We start from the raw sequence: 15,901 nt of genomic DNA, 5'->3' as shown, positions 1-15,901 counted from the left end.
TCATCTAAATAAGGAATAAAACCATGGACAACCACAACGAAATCGCAGTAATGGAAGATCAACAATATTCACCACAGCAAATCACGCTTGATGACAATCTGTTCAATAAGTGTTATCGCCTAGCACAGGTTATGGCTAGTGGTAAGTGCACTATTCCAAAACACTTGCAAGGCAGTGAAGGCGATTGCTTTGCGGTCATCGGTCAAGCTTTACGCTGGGGCATGGACCCATTCGCAGTAGCGCAAAAGACTCACCTAGTCAGTGGTACGTTGGGTTATGAGGCGCAGCTCGTTATCGCAGTTATCAATAACCGCGCCCCTATTAGTGACCGTATCAAGTTTGAATACTTTGGTGACTGGTCAAAAGTTAAGAGCAAAGAAGATAAGTCAGATGACGTTGGCGTGATATGTCGTGCAACAGTGATTGGCGATGATGAGCCGACCGAACTTAGCTTAACCATGGCGCAAGTTGGTACTGTCCGAAACTCACCGCTATGGGCTGCTGACCCACGCCAACAGCTTGCATATCTAGCAGCCAAGCGATTCTCTCGTTTGCACTTCCCTGACGTAATCATGGGTGTTTACACACCTGATGAACTGGCTGACCGCGGTAATGAAGCGCCTCGTAATATCACGCCAAGTGCTAAAAATGCTGGTGCATCTGCCCTACTTGACCGTGTTAAGCCAAAGCAAGCGACCGCTGAAGCACCAGTGATTGAGTATTACGACACGAGCGAACTGTTAGGCACGATTGAGCAAATCACTGATGTTAAGCAGATTGGTCCTATTGGCCAAGAGATTAAAGCCATGGTCGAAAATGAAGCTATCAACATTAAGAGTGAAGATGTTGACGAACTACGCCAAGCGCTTGCTGATCAAAAGCAGTCAATTATCTTAGCTGATGAATACGACAATATCATGAAGCACGTCAAAGCGTGTGAATCACTGGATGATGTTGAGCGCATGCGCGGCTTGATAGATGACAAAAAGCAAGACTTCGACGAAGGCGATATCAAGATGCTAAACGACACGCTGGATGTTGTCGCTGAAGATATTGGTGCCAAAGGTTAATTAGAAATAACGTCAACCGTTTAGGCCAGTAGGTATTAGCTAGTTGGTGAGGTGACGGCTCATAAAATGCGTGTCTGAGTTCAGGCGCACCAAGGCGACGATGCCCACTGTCCTAAACACCTAATTTTAAGGAGTGACCATGAAAGGCTCTTTTGAAAGCAAAGTAACGATGCCAAACGGTGTTGTTTATGAATGTGATGCAAGTAGAAGCAAGCGCGGCTTATTTGGCACCAAGTACGATAAAACAGTTTGGCTAACGCGCCATAACTCAAAGTACAGCGTTGAAAAGCTATTGATGTCTTTAACTGAAACTAATGTATTTATATCGCTTTATATAAATGGCGTAGATGCTACCGGAATACTTCATCCGACTGGTGAACAGATATCAAAGCTACTGGGTAATGAGTTGTCACTTGAAGAGACTTTTGAGTATTGCCGTAAAACGTTCTGCTCTGACCTATCAGGCATTGGTACCAAACCGAAGGCAGAGAAAAAACAGCGAGCAGCGATTGCTCAACCCGACCTATTCGAAATGGCATAAGGAAATGAATTATGAAATACACCGAAGAAGAAATGACCGCCATAGCCGCTGAGCTGCTAGAGATTGATTTAGGGTTACCAAGCGTGTGTCCTACGTGTGGTAGCACTATGCAAAATTTGCATAAAGGAGATTGATTGTGAGTGATTTAGACGGCTGGATAAGCGTTAAAGATAAGCTGCCAACGCATCATCAAGAAGTGATTGTTTATCGACATAATGGCGAAGAAGCTAATATTGAATACTCGTTATATTTTAATGCACCATATTTTAATGATGATGGAATGATTGGATTTGGCGATGTAAAGAATGGCGGTGACTTTTTAACCGATGTTTACTACTGGCAGCCAATAGAGACAAAAGCGCTTTATGAAGCGATGGCGATGCAGTTACAGATAAGCGAGGCGACAGATGATTGAACAAAACGACCAAATCGAAGGATTGAATCCAGACGGATTTACCACAATGGCTAATGTTGCAAAATTGTACGATGTGAGCACATCGACTTTAAGAAGATATTGGACAGACGGAAAGTTTCCAGAGCCAATATTATTATTTAGTAAGAATTATTTTAGGAATAGTGATTTGTTGGAATATAACAGAAGACTTGAACATGAGACCGCTTAGGCGGTCTTTTTTTTGCTTATTTTTTATCGATTGGTAATCAAAGAGGTCATCAAAATATGATTTTTTAGGCTTAATCCTATATAAATCAAGGAATTACAGGCAAAAAAAAGCGACTCCATCAGCACATCCTCGGCACACATTATAACTATTACCGTTGCTACCTTCCGGTCCTGGCGGGATTCATAGAACAATGTTGCGAGGCTACCAATGGAGCCACCAGTTGCAGATTATACAAGAATTTTTTATTATTACAACCCCCATCGTAAAACTGTTTGCCTTAGAGCATAAACAAAACCCTAATTTCATGTAGTAAAGAACTGCTAAAGCTACCTAGCCCGTAACGTAAGTGACAAAATTCTCACAGCAAGCCGTTTAATTTTTGCTATTTTAGTCAAGGCCTGTTGAATAAAAAATGAACACAAACAGCAGCTGATATAAAAATGAGCATCATAACAATGTGACTCATATAAATATGATTACTATTTACTAGGAGATGACTATGAAAAACATTTGGATGAACAAAGCAGTACTTGCTACCGGGACAGCCGCCCTACTGACAGCGATGATGGGTAGCGCCCAAGCAGCGCCAACCGGCTATGACCAACTTACTTTTCAGGCAGAAGTAAAAGAAGAGATTCAAAACGATGAGGTCACTGCCAGCTTATATAAAAAAGCGCAGGCAACCGATGCCAAAGCATTGGCAACCACACTGAACACTTCAATTAATAATGCCTTAAAAATCGCTAAGCGCTACCCGACTGTCACCGTCAGCACAGGACAACAACGTACCTATCCACGCTACGATAAAAATAACAAAATCATCGGCTGGACAGGACAGGCAAATATAGATCTGAAAAGTACCGACTTTGCCGCGACCAGTCAGCTGATTGCAGACCTGCAAGAAACCTTAGTGATGGAAAACCTAAACTTTGGGGTTTCAGATGCTAAAAAAGATGCGCTAGAGCAAAAGCTTATGACGGATGCTTCTCGCGCCTTTCAGCAGCAAGCAAAGAACCTGACTCGTGCATGGGATGCTCGTAGCTATCGTGTGGTCAATGTCAACCTAAACACTGGCAGCAACTACCCTCGTCCTATGTATGGCGCTATGAATATGAAAGCTGAATCGGCGGATGCCTCAGTGCCTAGCCAAAGCTTTGAATCGGGTAACAGTACCATCTCAGTGACTGCGAATGGTACGATTGAACTGGCCAAATAAGCTGAAAATAGATAGGCTTAATAAATATTTTTATAAATATAAAGGCAATCGCTGTAGTCAGCGATTGCCTTTATTTTATATAGAAGAAATTGACTAATAATTTTAATCTATCTGGTATAAGTATCTATACTTATTCATCATTGACACATGTACAACAAGTTATTTTATTACTGGCTGTTCAAGCGTCATGGGTTTATCAGCGATTGGCTTAGTAAATGATTGCATATTCGGTTGCTTGCCGTCTTGACGCATTTTTAGTAGTACTTTTTGATGCCAAGGTAGGCGCTGATACGCCAAAAGCTGTTCTGCTATTTTTTTATTTTTTTGCAAAGTTTGCGTGTTTTGGATGACATAGACGGTACGTTCAACCTGTTTTGATATTTGCCCTTTTTTGTTTTTTATCACCGCCTTGACGCTATGTGTACCCGGCAAAATATCGACGGTTGCAATCGAGGCGCTCAAACCCTGCGCCACTTCGTTACCATCTAAGTAAATGCTCGCAGTATCGCCCGCTTGTAGCGCAGGTTTTACTTGCACCTTCACATCAATACTTTGTACTGGACGACGATACGCCCGTTCTTCGCTAGGCTCTGTCATCGTCAGCTGATAATTAATGGGTGCTTTATTAACGGTTGAGTCACTGTTAGCAGTGGTGCTAGGCGCAGCAGGCGCTTTGGTGGTACTGACAGGCTGATTATTCGTATTACTTGTTTGACTAGAACTGCTTGCACCCACACTATCATTGCCAGTCATCACACTGGTTTGGCTAATTTGTTTGCCAGCTTGCTGTTCGTAGTTTTGCGGTCGGTCGGTAAAGGTCACTTGACCGGTCTTCTCATCGACAACTTTGTAAATAGCGGCGGCATTTGTCATCGGTGCGTAGAGACTAGCTGTGCAAATGAGCAGCCCTGTCAGCAAACTTAGCGGCAACCCTTTATTTAAAACAGTACTTTTTAATGATGCAATCATAGTCAGTTAGCCTAGTAGATATTTATTATTAACATATAGATGAAACCATTATGCGATATTTTTAACATTAAATCAGCAATGACTTCACACTAAATTGACCAATTAAACTCGCACTTTGATTGAACAAAAAAAACCAGCTAAGAATTACTTAACTGGTTTTTTGTTTATCGAGAATTTGGCGTGTTAACTACAGATTAGCAGCTATAGTACAAGTCAAACTCAACAGGATGTACAGTAATGTTGACACGCTGCACTTCTTCTTGCTTCAGTGCAATATAGGCTTCTAACATCTCTTTAGTGAAGACGTCACCTTTTAATAAGAACTCATGATCATCTTTTAACGCCTGTAGCGCTACTTCTAAGTTTTCAGCAACCGTTGGAATGAGTGCTTCTTCTTCTGGTGGCAAGTCATACAAGTTTTTATCAGCGGCTTCACCTGGATGCATTTTGTTTTGAATACCGTCAAGACCTGCCATGAGCAACGCCGCAAACGCTAGGTATGGGTTAGCTGCTGGATCAGGGAAACGTGCTTCAACACGCACCGCTTTTGGGCTGCTAACATGCGGGATACGGATAGAGGCTGAGCGATTAGACGCTGAATATGCCAATTTAATAGGCGCTTCATAATGTGGCACTAGGCGCTTATAGCTGTTGGTCGATGGGTTGGTAATCGCATTTAATGCACGCGCATGTTTGATAACACCGCCGATAAAGTATAGCGCGGTTTCTGAAAGACCAGCATATTCATCGCCTGAGAAAGTATTGACACCGTCTTTTGAGATAGAAATATGCACGTGCATGCCAGAACCATTATCACCAACGATAGGTTTTGGCATAAAGGTTGCGGTTTTACCAAACTGATGGGCAACGTTATGTACTGCGTACTTGAGCTTTTGTACTTCATCCGCCTTGCGAACTAACGTATTAAAAGCAACGCCAATCTCTAGCTGGCAAGGAGTAACTTCATGATGATGCACCTCAATGCAACCTTCGCCAATCATATCTTCGATACGATCGCACATCACCGCACGCATATCTTGTGAGCTATCAACCGGCGGTACTGGTACATAGCCACCCTTAACGCGCGGGCGATGCCCCATGTTGCCCCACTCATAGTCTTTATTGGTCGACCAAGCGGCTTCTTCAGCGACGATTTCATGGCTGACGCCAGACATGTTGACGGACCATTTCACTTCATCAAATACAAAAAACTCAGGCTCAGGACCAAAAAAAGCCGTGTCGCCAATGCCAGTCGATTTTAAATACTCTTCAGCACGGCGAGCGATAGAGCGTGGGTCACGATCATAGCCTTGTAGCGTTGATGGCTCGATAATGTCACAGGTCACAACCACAGTAACTGCATCAAAAAACGGGTCGATAAAGGCGGTTTCTGGATCAGGCCGCAAAATCATATCGGAGGCTTCGATACCTTTCCAGCCAGCAATCGATGAGCCGTCAAACATTTTGCCATCTTCCATCACTTCTTCATCAACGCTGTGCGCCGGAAAAGTCATGTGATGCTCTTTACCGCGCGTATCAGTGAAACGAAAATCGACCCATTTGGCATTGGATGATTTAATCAGATCAAGTAATTTATTTGACATAAATAGTTTCCCTTGTGGTTATCATGGTATTTAAATTAAGACTTAGGATGAAAAAAATCTAAACTGCGAAATTCTTAAAAACTTTAAAATCTATTTATAAAACTGAGCTAAAAATAAATCGTATTGTTCCTATTATGCTGGGACTTAGCGATATATTTAGAACATTCATCATTGGTTAATCAGTGCATTTCTTTATTATCAACGGCTAATTTTTCTTAACCGAATAAAAGCAGGGGCTATTTTAGCAACATCTGACTCATAATGCTGAACTCTTCAAATGCATATTAGTAATTAAACCTTACATTGCTCAGTAGCGGCGGCTACTAACACTTGTGAGAGCTGCAACTCCTATGCCAATTTTGACTGCAGTCATCAAACCCTCAATATAACAAAAAGTCATAGTCCACAAGTATTGATAGCAAATACAAATACTTATAAAAAATATCCTGATGTATTAGCAAGTGATTGGCATCACCACTGTGGTGTTTAACCATCAATTGTAAATGTATAACAAAACAATAACAGCACTATAAATGAGCAGTAATTAGCGCTTTCTTAGTAAATTTCGCACCTTTATGGTGCATATATTATCAATCATAGTGCCACTGAGCGGCATTTGATAGATGGTAAAATAGTGTTAAGATAACGACGTTTAATATAGCAAGATTAAAAAACGATTTAGCATTATAGAAACGGCTTCGCTTTATAAATAACCATAAACAATCCTCATAATTAAGTGCAAGATAGTAAAGTACCAGAAAATCAACGAGTTGAAGATATAATGATTTTGATGATCGATAATTACGACAGCTTTACCTACAATATTGTACAGTACTTCGGCGAATTGCAGCAGGACATCACAGTTTGGCGTAATGATGAGATCAGCATTGATGAGATTAAAGCACTTGCCCCAGATGCCATTGTTATTGGTCCCGGACCCTGCGACCCTGATCGCGCTGGTATATCGTTAGAGGTGATTGAGACTTTTAAGGGCATGATCCCAATATTAGGTATTTGCTTGGGTCATCAGGCTATTGGACAAGCGTTTGGCGGTAAAGTCGTGAAAGCAAGCGAGGTGATGCACGGGCGTTTATCCGCTATTTATCATCATGGACAAGGCGCGTTTGTCAATTTGCCCAATCCAGCACAGTTTACCCGTTATCATTCGCTGGTGCTTGAAAAGTCCAGCTTACCCGACTGCTTTGAAGTCAGCGCTTGGACACAAAATGCGGACGGTAGTATCGAAGCCATCATGGGCATTCGTCACCGTGAGTTCGCGATTGAAGGCGTTCAGTTTCATCCTGAATCGATTTTAAGCGAAGCAGGTTATCAACTGCTTAATAACTTTTTGCAAGCGCATCACTTAGCGGTGATAGCCTCAGATGAGCTACCGCAAGTAGGATAGCTGTTTTTAAGAGCGACTTCATTAAGAGTATGTTGGCTGTTTTAAGATACATACTCTATTTAACCAAATTCATCGATACGATAATTATAAAAGATAATAATAAGTGAGAATATTATGACCACTGCGACAATGCAGGCTGCAAAATTAACTATGAATCACGGTAATCAAGGCGATAAAAATAGTGAAACCCAACAAACCGCTGAAGCCATCAATCAGCTGTCTGATGAGAGTATTCATAAGCTACTAACCACCGCTTTGGGCAGAATTTTTCAGCATATTGATCTGACCTTTGATGAGATGTATCAAGTAATGCTCATCATTATGCAAGGCAGATGTAGCGATGCCATGATGGGAGCGATTTTGACCGGTCTGCGTATGAAAGGTGAGTCGATTGACGAGATTACCGCCTCAGCGAGTGCCATGCGTGCTTTAGCTGCCAATATTAGCCCAAAAGACTGCGAATATATGGTGGATATCGTTGGTACTGGGGGTGATGGTGCCAATTTATTTAACGTATCGACAGCTTCAGCATTGGTAGCAGCCGCAGCAGGTGCCCAAGTTGCTAAGCATGGTAACCGCGGGGTCTCGACCAAATCTGGTAGCTCAGACTTACTTGAGCAAGCAGGCATTAGTCTCTCCCTGACCCCTGAACAAGCGCAGCAGTGTATCGAAAATCAAGGCATTGGTTTCTTATTTGCCCCCAATCATCATAGTGCGATGCGTTATGCCAATCCAGTACGCCGTGAGCTAAAAGCGCGGACGATTTTTAATATTTTAGGTCCACTCACCAACCCTGCTGGCACACCAAATCTTGTCATCGGCGTCTTTACCGCGCAGTTATGTGAGCCTTTAGCAAAAGTGATGAAAAACTTAGGCGCGCGCCATGTGATGGTGGTCGGTGCAAAAGATGGTTTGGATGAAATCAGTCTGGCCACCTCAACCACGGTAGCTGAGTTAAAAGATGGTGAAATCTCCGTCTATGAGATGATGCCAGAAGATGCAGGCGTCGAGTCACAAACTCTTATTGGGCTTGATGTCGATTCCCCATCACAGAGTCTTGAGCTGATTCGTGCCGCTTTATCGGGTGAAGATACTAATGATCGCGCTGTTCTAAAAGCCCGTGATATGATTGCGTTAAATGCCGGTGCGGCGATATATACCGCAGGGCTTGCCAGTAATTATCCCAATGGTGTAAGCCGCGCACAAAAAGTCATTCAAAATGGTGACGCCTTAATGAAGCTTGACGCCTTGGCTCAGTATACTCAGCAACTAGCGGCTGAGGTTTGATGGGCTAATTGCCTAGACTTAACCAAAAAGCACTGTACTCACAACCCTATTAATCGCAGCTATTTATGCAGTCCTTAATTTATCTGCTTAATTGTTACCCTAAATAATGGAATACAGCCATGACCGCCAATCTAAAATCAGATACCGCTATTCCTTCAGTTCTGCAGCGTATCGTCGCCACCAAACATAAAGAAGTTATCGCTGATCGTGCGGTATTATCGCTTGAAGCATTAAAATCGCAAGTCGCTGCTGATACCCAGCCCCGTCGCGGCTTTGCCAAAGCCCTGCGTGCCGCTGATATTGGTATCATTGCTGAGATAAAAAAAGCCTCACCATCTAAAGGTATTATCAATCATAATTTTGCGCCCGCTCTGTTTGCGAAGCAATATGAGCAAGCGGGTGCCAGTTGCCTGTCGGTGTTAACCGATCGTGATTATTTCCAAGGTGATGATAGCTACTTAATCCAAGCACGCGAATCTTGCAGTTTACCGATATTGCGCAAAGATTTTATGGTGGATGTTTACCAGATTTACCAATCTTACTTGATGGGTGCTGATTGCATCTTACTGATTATGGCCTGTCTTGACGACGCCCAAGTGCAAGAGCTACACACACTGAGCATCGAGCTCGGTATGGATGTATTGATTGAAGTGCATACGGCAGGCGAGCTTGAGCGTGCGCTACAATTGCCACATTCAGAACATAATATCTACGGTATCAATAATCGCGATTTAAATACCTTTGATGTGGACTTGCAGACGACCCTTGATTTAAAAAACACGCTATTACGTGAGCTTGCCATTGATGATGCATTTTCTGCCAACCCCAATGACAGTCTACAACGACCACTTATCGTCACCGAAAGTGGCATCCATAGCAGTGATGATATTCGTTTGATGCTCAATAACGATATTCAGCACTTTTTAATCGGTGAGCAATTTATGAAAACTGAACATCCCGGGCAAGCATTACAATCCTTACTTGCGAGCGTCGCAGCACAGGCGTAAAGTAACCTAAACTATTTTTTAAAAGCCATTTATTGGGTTAAATTTTAAAATATTGCAACGAAGCTGATGGAAGTTTTTGAAGCCTTGCATATAAATAAAGCACATGCCGTTTTTTATGTACCCTATAAACTATTGAGCCATTCATTCACTAACCAACGATACGTTAACTATTATGTCAAACTCTCTGTTTTCAAAAGAAATGCAAGATCAGCTAAAAGAGCTTAAAGGACAACTGAGTAAAGGTCGTGATACCAACTCAGCGGATGGCGACAATGAAAAACCAACCGAACCTGTCTCACTGTTGACGCAAAAACAAGTCAAAAAAACGGTCAAGCAATTAGATAGCGAACATATCGACGACGATAAAGTGCTATTTATGCAAGCAATGCATGGCGTCAGTCAGCTAGAAGATAAAAATGTACGCTCGCCTGCCAATGCCTCAAAAGCTGGCAAACTTGATGCCGCGACTCTGTCAAAACGTGCCGCGGCTCAAGGTAGTGAAGCGAGTGATTTAGGTGCAGGCTTATCAGATATGCAAGCGCTATTAAATCCTGTTGCTGGTGAAGCGTACTTGTCTTATAAACAGCCGACCTTGCAGAACAAAATCTTTGATCAGCTCAAAAAAGGCAAGCTACGTTGGTATGATGCGGTGGATATTCATGGCTGCACCATCGAAGAGGCACGCGTAGCGATGACCCAACTATTAAGCCAAGCGAAACAAAACAATGAAACCATGGTAAAAATCGTCCATGGTAAAGGCAGTGAAGCCATTTTAAAAACTTGCGTTAATGGTTGGCTACGTCAATTGCCAGAAGTATTGGCTTTTTGCTCTGCTCCGCCAAAAGATGGTGGCAATGGCGCGGTATTGGTCTTACTTAAAAAGCCTAAAAACGATGGCGAGTAGTTGTTGTTTTTAGCTCAACATCAAAATAAAAAGGACTGCAATTGGCAGTCCTTTTTTATAAAGAAAATCGTACAATTTTTTAATCATAAGCTTCAACTATATATGCCATTATTTTTATATCTCTATTTTTCCGTTTAAAAAAAAGTGAAATCAGAACTATTATGACCATACAGACCATCGAAAAAAGTAGAGAATTACAAGAGCATATAAGTGCTTTGATTGCTATCGAACCTAGATTCGCGCCTGTTTATAAGCAAGTTGGCGTGCCTGATTTACGCCATAATGCTGGCGGTTTTACACAAATAATGAGAGCGATGGTTGGGCAACAGCTGTCTGTAGCAGCGGCAGCCAGTATTTGGCAACGCTTGGTGCATGCAGGCTTAACGATACCGAAAGCGATTATTAAAGCAACTGACGAGGACTTACGAGCGCAAGGGCTATCTAAGCAAAAGATTCGTTATATCCGCTCTTTAGTCGAGCACAATATAGATTTCGCTGCGTTGCAAACCCTGGCAGATGAAGATGTGATCAAAAAGCTGACCGCCGTTATCGGTATTGGGCGTTGGACCGCTGAGATGTATTTGCTATTTTCTTTAAAACGAGCCGATGTGCTGGCGGTTGATGATTTAGCGATTAAAGTGGCGGCGATGGACTTGCTAGGACTAGCAGAACGCCCAACGCCCAAACAATTAAAAAATCTGACTCAAGATTGGTCGCCACATCGTAGCGCTGCCAGCTTATTACTATGGCAATATTATGGTTCTTTGCGTCAAAAAACCGCCGTGCCTTTATAAACGTCTAACTAACAAAACATTAAGCCATTCTTTAAGAAAAATTACCACATCACGCTCTAAGGCTGATTCCAAATAGAAAAACCAAATTTTCTTTTGGCACGTTTAAACTTACTTTTTACCAATGCCTTTTTTCTACGTTGACGCGCTTTATCAGCACTCATTCTTTCATTTTCGGCTGCTTCGTTTGCTTTAATAACAGCAGCTTTATCATCCTTAGCACTGTCCGTCTCTTTGCTTAAATCAATCCCATTCGGCTCACCATCAGTATACTTACTAACATTGTCATCATTATCATCATTATCATCAGTACTTAATTTATCTTCTGCCGACTCAGTACTATTAATATTATCATCAATCTCATTTTGCATTTTAGGCTCAAGCTCAGCTTGATTGACAATCAATTGCTGCGTCGGTAGCGCGTGCTCAACATCGTATTTTTTGACAAGGGTTAGAACATCAACCAACAAACTATCTTGCTTGCCATAAAACTCTATCGAATTGACAGCATTAATATAGGCGCGCAGTTGAATAACGTAGCAGTCTTGACGCAACTCCAAAATATTGGCCTGATTCCATTCTTGATTGGTCAGCTCGTGATCGTCCAAAAACTGATCTAATTTCTTGACCATATTGAAGACAACATCAATATCAGCGTTACGTTTGATATATAAGTTATGTAAAAAATGAAACATATCACGTGAAGTATAGTTCTCGATTTGCATCGATGAGAAGTCACTATTAGGAACAGTGACAATCGTACGGTTCAGCGTCCGCACCCGTGATGAACGAATACCAATATCGACAACGGTGCCTTCATAGGTACCAAATTTACAATAATCGCCGATACGGACAGGCGAATCTGCCACCACCACCACACTACCAACCAAGTTTTCAATCGTCTTTTGCGCACCGAGGGCCAAGGCCAAACCACCGACCCCCAATGCTGCAATACCTGTGGTCAAATCAAAACCCAAATTACCAAAGATGACAATGACGGCAAATATCAATAACAGCGCTTTGACTACTTTACGCATTAGCCCCAAAATTGAAACTCGTTCCGTATAGTTTCTTTTATAACTTAAGTTGACCGCGCGAGTAAATATTGAATCGATAACGCGCAGTAATAACCAGGTCGTCGCCACCCAAGAAGCAATATCAGAAAAGCGTTTAACCGGCTCACGCAATGTCACTGTGATACCAGCATAAACCATCACTTCAGACAGTATTAACGCCATAATAACCACTGCCATTGGTAATATCACATTATCGGGCAAGGGTAAGGCCTCACCACGAACGCGAGGATAAATCAATTTTAATAAATGATATAGCAGCCAAACCAGAATATAAGTCAGTATGAAACCACTGATAATTATGGTGAGCGCCGCAAATACATCCGCCATCTGATAACCAAACAGCTTTTTCCCTTCTAATGAGTCAATGGTATAGCGAGAAACCAACGTCGGCTCATAGTTCTCTATCACCTCTGGTACTGCATCAAGCGTGTCACTCGAAAACTGCCAATACTGCTCCCCTTCCTTAGACACGACCCTCTCAAGCAGCAGCGGTACGCTTTTATCACCGACATTAATCACTCCCACGCTTTCTTGGCTGGGTGGTAACTGATCGGTTAAGTTGCCCTCAGGGGTATTATTAATCTGTAAGTCAGGCTGAAAACGCCCGCCAGCATCTAACGCCTGCTTAAACTGGCGCACAATAGTGGTTGGATTATCAGATTTGGATAAATTTAAATAATTACTTGCCAGCAGATAGTCGTTTTCACCTAACGCCCCGATAAACCCTTGAACAGTATGGCGTGGCGTATCGCGTCCAAATGAGTCTGGTATCGAAGTTTTAGTCGTCTCTTCACTTTGCCCACCCACACCCAGTATGCTGGCTTCGGCGGCAGTCGCACTATGCGGCAAGAGTAAACTTAATATCATCGCAAACATAAACGCCATCATCATAAGCAGCGTTTTGGGAAATGAAACGGATGGAGATGGCGCGGTACGAGCACTCAGATAATGCTGAATAGACAAAACAAACCTCTTAGCTCTATGAATGGCATAACAGAAGAATAAATATATTTTGCCCCTATAATAGCAATTATTTATGACGGCAATGCTTTTGATTATATGTTTTTATCACTCTCTATATTAGCCAAACCTATTTCAAACTCTCGTTGCAAGTGCATCTATGTTATTCAAGAAATGCACATCCCTGTAATCCATCCTTTTAAACAACTTATTCTCTTAAGTTAATCCACTTAAGAGAATAATTAGCTCCTAATCATGAAAGCTGCTCAGCTTATGATGAATAAACATTAGGTTAAAATGGTTTATAAGTAAGGGACTTTTATAGATAATAAGCGCATGTAATATACCTATGAGTTTTTGTAACTTTTAGCGTCTTGGCTTTCGCTTCTGTAACCTTTTTATTTGATCAATTCGGAATTAACTATGGCTTTATCTCGTTCATCTTCGACCACCTATCTTCGCTTGTGTATCTTAAGTGCTTTAGGCGTCTTTGCCATGAGTGCTACAGCCGCGACTGCTGACAGTAGCGCTATTGACGATAGCGAGCTGCCACAAGTTGAGCTTGATAAAATCGTCGTCACAGCCACACGTACGCCAACTAAAACAAGTAATGTCATTGCCCAAACTCGGGTGATTGATAAAGAAGATTTACAGCGTTATCAGGGTCAAACCGTCACTGATATACTGAAGAATCAGCCCGGCATCAATATCACGCAAAGTGGGGGCATGGGTACAGCCAGTAATTTTTATATGCGTGGCTTCGATAGCAAGCAGGTATTGGTGCTTATCGATGGTATACGCTATGGTTCTATCTCTTTAGGTAGCCCATCTCTGAATTTATTATCAGCGGATCAAATTGATCGCATCGAAATTTTATATGGTGCTTCAGGTTCTAGTATCTACGGTTCTGATGCCATGGGTGGGGTCATCCAAATCTTTACCAAGGGCAATAGCGTAGAACAATCCAATGTATCTACGACCGTTGGTTACGGCAGTAATGATCATTATCAAGTCGGCGTAACAGGTCAGCTTAAAAATGACACCTCTTCATTGAGCTTAGGGGTCAGTCGCAATGAAACAGACGGTTTTAACGCGATTGCTAACCCCGAGTCTTATGATTACAACTCTGACGATGATGGTTTTAAATCCACCAATGCTAGTATGGCATTGCAGCATAAGTTTTCAGATTCCCTAAGCGCCGGACTCAGTGCGCTGTATTCTGACTCTACTACTGATATTGACTCGGCAGGAAACGCTTTTCCTAATGCTTATTCAGATCAAAAAAACGGCAGTGCAAATGCCTTTCTTCAATATAAGACACCTTTAACGGTCAGCAAACTTAGCTACGGTCAAAGTGTTGATAAATCCACTTCTCACGATGGTAATTCTATTAACTATCAAGAAGGCAGTCAGTTCGATACTACGCAAGAGCAGGCACGCTTAGAGACCAGCATTAACGCCCAGCCTGGCACAGTGATCGTTGGCGCAGAATGGTTATCACAAAAACTAGAGGCGTCAGATGTTTTAGATTTTTCAGGCTTCCCTGCTCCTGCTGTTCAAACCGCTTATGATCCTGACGATAGAACCGTTAAAAGTGCTTTCGTTGGTTATCAACTATCAGAGTCTTATTATGACCTGCAAGCCAACTATCGTGTAGATGACAACTCACAGTATGGTAATGAGAGCACTTATAATCTGGGGGCAGCTATACGCCCATTAGCTGGCATGCGGATCGGTGCAAACTATGCCACTGGATTTCGTGCACCGACCTTTAATGACTTATACTTCCCAGGCTATGAAAATCCAAACTTAAAACCTGAAAGAACTGAAAACACTGAGATATTTATTGAATATGCCAATGACATGCAAACGTCACGACTAACGGGCTATCACACAAATGCAGAAGACCTGATTTCTAATGGTACAAACATCAGTGAGTCAAAAATCAAAGGATTAAGCTTAACCTCAGACTGGAATATGAATGCATTTATATTTGGTTTGGGTTATGACTACTTAGATGCGAAGGACAAAACATCAAATAGTGCTAACTATGATCAACAACTTGCTTATCGTCCTAAAAATAGCGGTATGGTTTATATTGGTTATCAGCAGCCAATGTTCGATGTTCGCCTTGAGGCCAAACATACTGATGACAGATATACGGCCGAAAACAATAAGCTTGATAGCTACACATTGCTTAATTTGAGTGGCAGCGCCTATATTACGCCTAAGCTTCGCGCTAACTTGCGAGTAGATAATATTACTGATGAGGATTATACCCTTGCCAGTCAATTCGGTAATGAGTACGCTACAGAAGGTACCAGTTATTTTACCTCACTCACCTATAATTGGTTCTAAGTTTATTTAGCAACCCTTATAACTTATGTATTAACAATCAAGGTCATCAATCGATGGCCTTTTTTTATGACTTAACCACTTACTATTTAT

At 42.1% G+C, this 15,901-nt stretch carries 15 protein-coding genes and 1 other RNA gene; 12 read left to right on the top strand and 4 right to left on the bottom strand.

Annotation, left to right across the window (positions count from 1 at the left end; genetic code table 11):
* The first annotated feature begins 23 nt into the window (after positions 1-23).
* The 5 genes from FQ084_RS04385 (at position 24) to FQ084_RS04370 (ending at position 2,234) form a co-directional block, all read left to right on the top strand.
* On the top strand, positions 24-1,070 hold the full coding sequence (locus tag FQ084_RS04385; protein ID WP_149489381.1) for a recombinase RecT: 1,047 nt from the start codon (positions 24-26) through the stop codon (positions 1,068-1,070).
* A 139-nt stretch (positions 1,071-1,209) separates the two neighbouring features.
* Positions 1,210-1,611, top strand: a complete 402-nt coding sequence (locus tag FQ084_RS04380) for a hypothetical protein (RefSeq protein WP_149489380.1) — start codon at positions 1,210-1,212, stop codon at positions 1,609-1,611.
* Positions 1,612-1,622: 11 nt separating this feature from the next.
* The gene (locus FQ084_RS13380) at positions 1,623-1,745 is read left to right on the top strand and encodes a hypothetical protein (RefSeq protein ID WP_262880650.1); all 123 of its coding nucleotides are present in this window, start codon (positions 1,623-1,625) and stop codon (positions 1,743-1,745) included.
* A gap of 2 nt (positions 1,746-1,747) precedes the next feature.
* Positions 1,748-2,026: a DUF551 domain-containing protein gene (locus FQ084_RS04375; RefSeq protein WP_188032884.1), complete on the top strand. Its 279-nt coding sequence runs from the start codon at positions 1,748-1,750 to the stop codon at positions 2,024-2,026.
* Positions 2,019-2,234 carry a helix-turn-helix transcriptional regulator gene (locus tag FQ084_RS04370; protein ID WP_149489378.1) on the top strand — a complete coding sequence of 72 codons (216 nt, stop codon included), beginning with the start codon at positions 2,019-2,021 and terminating at the stop codon, positions 2,232-2,234. The genes FQ084_RS04375 and FQ084_RS04370 overlap by 8 nt, the downstream gene beginning before the upstream one ends.
* Positions 2,235-2,347: 113 nt before the next feature.
* Here FQ084_RS04370 and ffs read toward each other — a convergent pair.
* Positions 2,348-2,444, bottom strand: an RNA gene (gene ffs / locus FQ084_RS04365) — signal recognition particle sRNA small type.
* Between the two features lie 289 nt (positions 2,445-2,733).
* On the opposite strand from ffs, the gene FQ084_RS04360 reads away from it, so the two are divergent.
* The gene (locus FQ084_RS04360; protein WP_149489377.1) at positions 2,734-3,450 is read left to right on the top strand and encodes an SIMPL domain-containing protein; all 717 of its coding nucleotides are present in this window, start codon (positions 2,734-2,736) and stop codon (positions 3,448-3,450) included.
* 159 nt (positions 3,451-3,609) lie between these two features.
* Here the strand turns inward: FQ084_RS04360 and FQ084_RS04355 are convergent, their stop codons facing one another.
* A complete protein-coding gene (locus tag FQ084_RS04355) occupies positions 3,610-4,419 on the bottom strand; it encodes a DUF4124 domain-containing protein (protein WP_262880649.1) in 810 nt (269 codons plus the stop codon).
* Between the two features lie 194 nt (positions 4,420-4,613).
* Positions 4,614-6,023 (bottom strand): type I glutamate--ammonia ligase, encoded by a 1,410-nt coding sequence (gene glnA / locus FQ084_RS04350; protein ID WP_149489375.1) that lies wholly within the window; start codon positions 6,021-6,023, stop codon positions 4,614-4,616.
* A 781-nt stretch (positions 6,024-6,804) separates the two neighbouring features.
* On the opposite strand from glnA, the gene FQ084_RS04345 reads away from it, so the two are divergent.
* From FQ084_RS04345 to FQ084_RS04325, 5 genes are all read left to right on the top strand, one after another.
* Positions 6,805-7,428 carry an anthranilate synthase component II gene (locus FQ084_RS04345; protein ID WP_149489374.1) on the top strand — a complete coding sequence of 208 codons (624 nt, stop codon included), beginning with the start codon at positions 6,805-6,807 and terminating at the stop codon, positions 7,426-7,428.
* 150 nt (positions 7,429-7,578) lie between these two features.
* Positions 7,579-8,715: an anthranilate phosphoribosyltransferase gene (gene trpD, locus FQ084_RS04340; RefSeq protein ID WP_149489602.1), complete on the top strand. Its 1,137-nt coding sequence runs from the start codon at positions 7,579-7,581 to the stop codon at positions 8,713-8,715.
* A 119-nt stretch (positions 8,716-8,834) separates the two neighbouring features.
* Positions 8,835-9,722, top strand: a complete 888-nt coding sequence (gene trpC, locus FQ084_RS04335) for an indole-3-glycerol phosphate synthase TrpC (RefSeq protein WP_149489373.1) — start codon at positions 8,835-8,837, stop codon at positions 9,720-9,722.
* A 172-nt stretch (positions 9,723-9,894) separates the two neighbouring features.
* Positions 9,895-10,626 carry a Smr/MutS family protein gene (locus FQ084_RS04330; RefSeq protein WP_149489372.1) on the top strand — a complete coding sequence of 244 codons (732 nt, stop codon included), beginning with the start codon at positions 9,895-9,897 and terminating at the stop codon, positions 10,624-10,626.
* Positions 10,627-10,787: 161 nt separating this feature from the next.
* The gene (locus FQ084_RS04325; RefSeq protein WP_149489371.1) at positions 10,788-11,420 is read left to right on the top strand and encodes a DNA-3-methyladenine glycosylase family protein; all 633 of its coding nucleotides are present in this window, start codon (positions 10,788-10,790) and stop codon (positions 11,418-11,420) included.
* 56 nt (positions 11,421-11,476) lie between these two features.
* On the opposite strand, the gene FQ084_RS04320 is transcribed toward FQ084_RS04325, so the two are convergent.
* Complete coding sequence (locus FQ084_RS04320; protein ID WP_262880648.1) at positions 11,477-13,456, bottom strand: mechanosensitive ion channel family protein; 1,980 nt, start codon at positions 13,454-13,456, stop codon at positions 11,477-11,479.
* A 420-nt stretch (positions 13,457-13,876) separates the two neighbouring features.
* On the opposite strand from FQ084_RS04320, the gene FQ084_RS04315 reads away from it, so the two are divergent.
* Positions 13,877-15,811 carry a TonB-dependent receptor domain-containing protein gene (locus FQ084_RS04315; RefSeq protein ID WP_149489370.1) on the top strand — a complete coding sequence of 645 codons (1,935 nt, stop codon included), beginning with the start codon at positions 13,877-13,879 and terminating at the stop codon, positions 15,809-15,811.
* Positions 15,812-15,901: the final 90 nt, after the last annotated feature.

Source organism: Psychrobacter sp. ANT_WB68, assembly GCF_008369115.1.
Lineage (GTDB): Bacteria > Pseudomonadota > Gammaproteobacteria > Pseudomonadales > Moraxellaceae > Psychrobacter.
The sequence above is the reverse complement of the archived record's forward strand: the minus strand, read 5'-3'. Positions and strand labels throughout refer to the sequence as shown.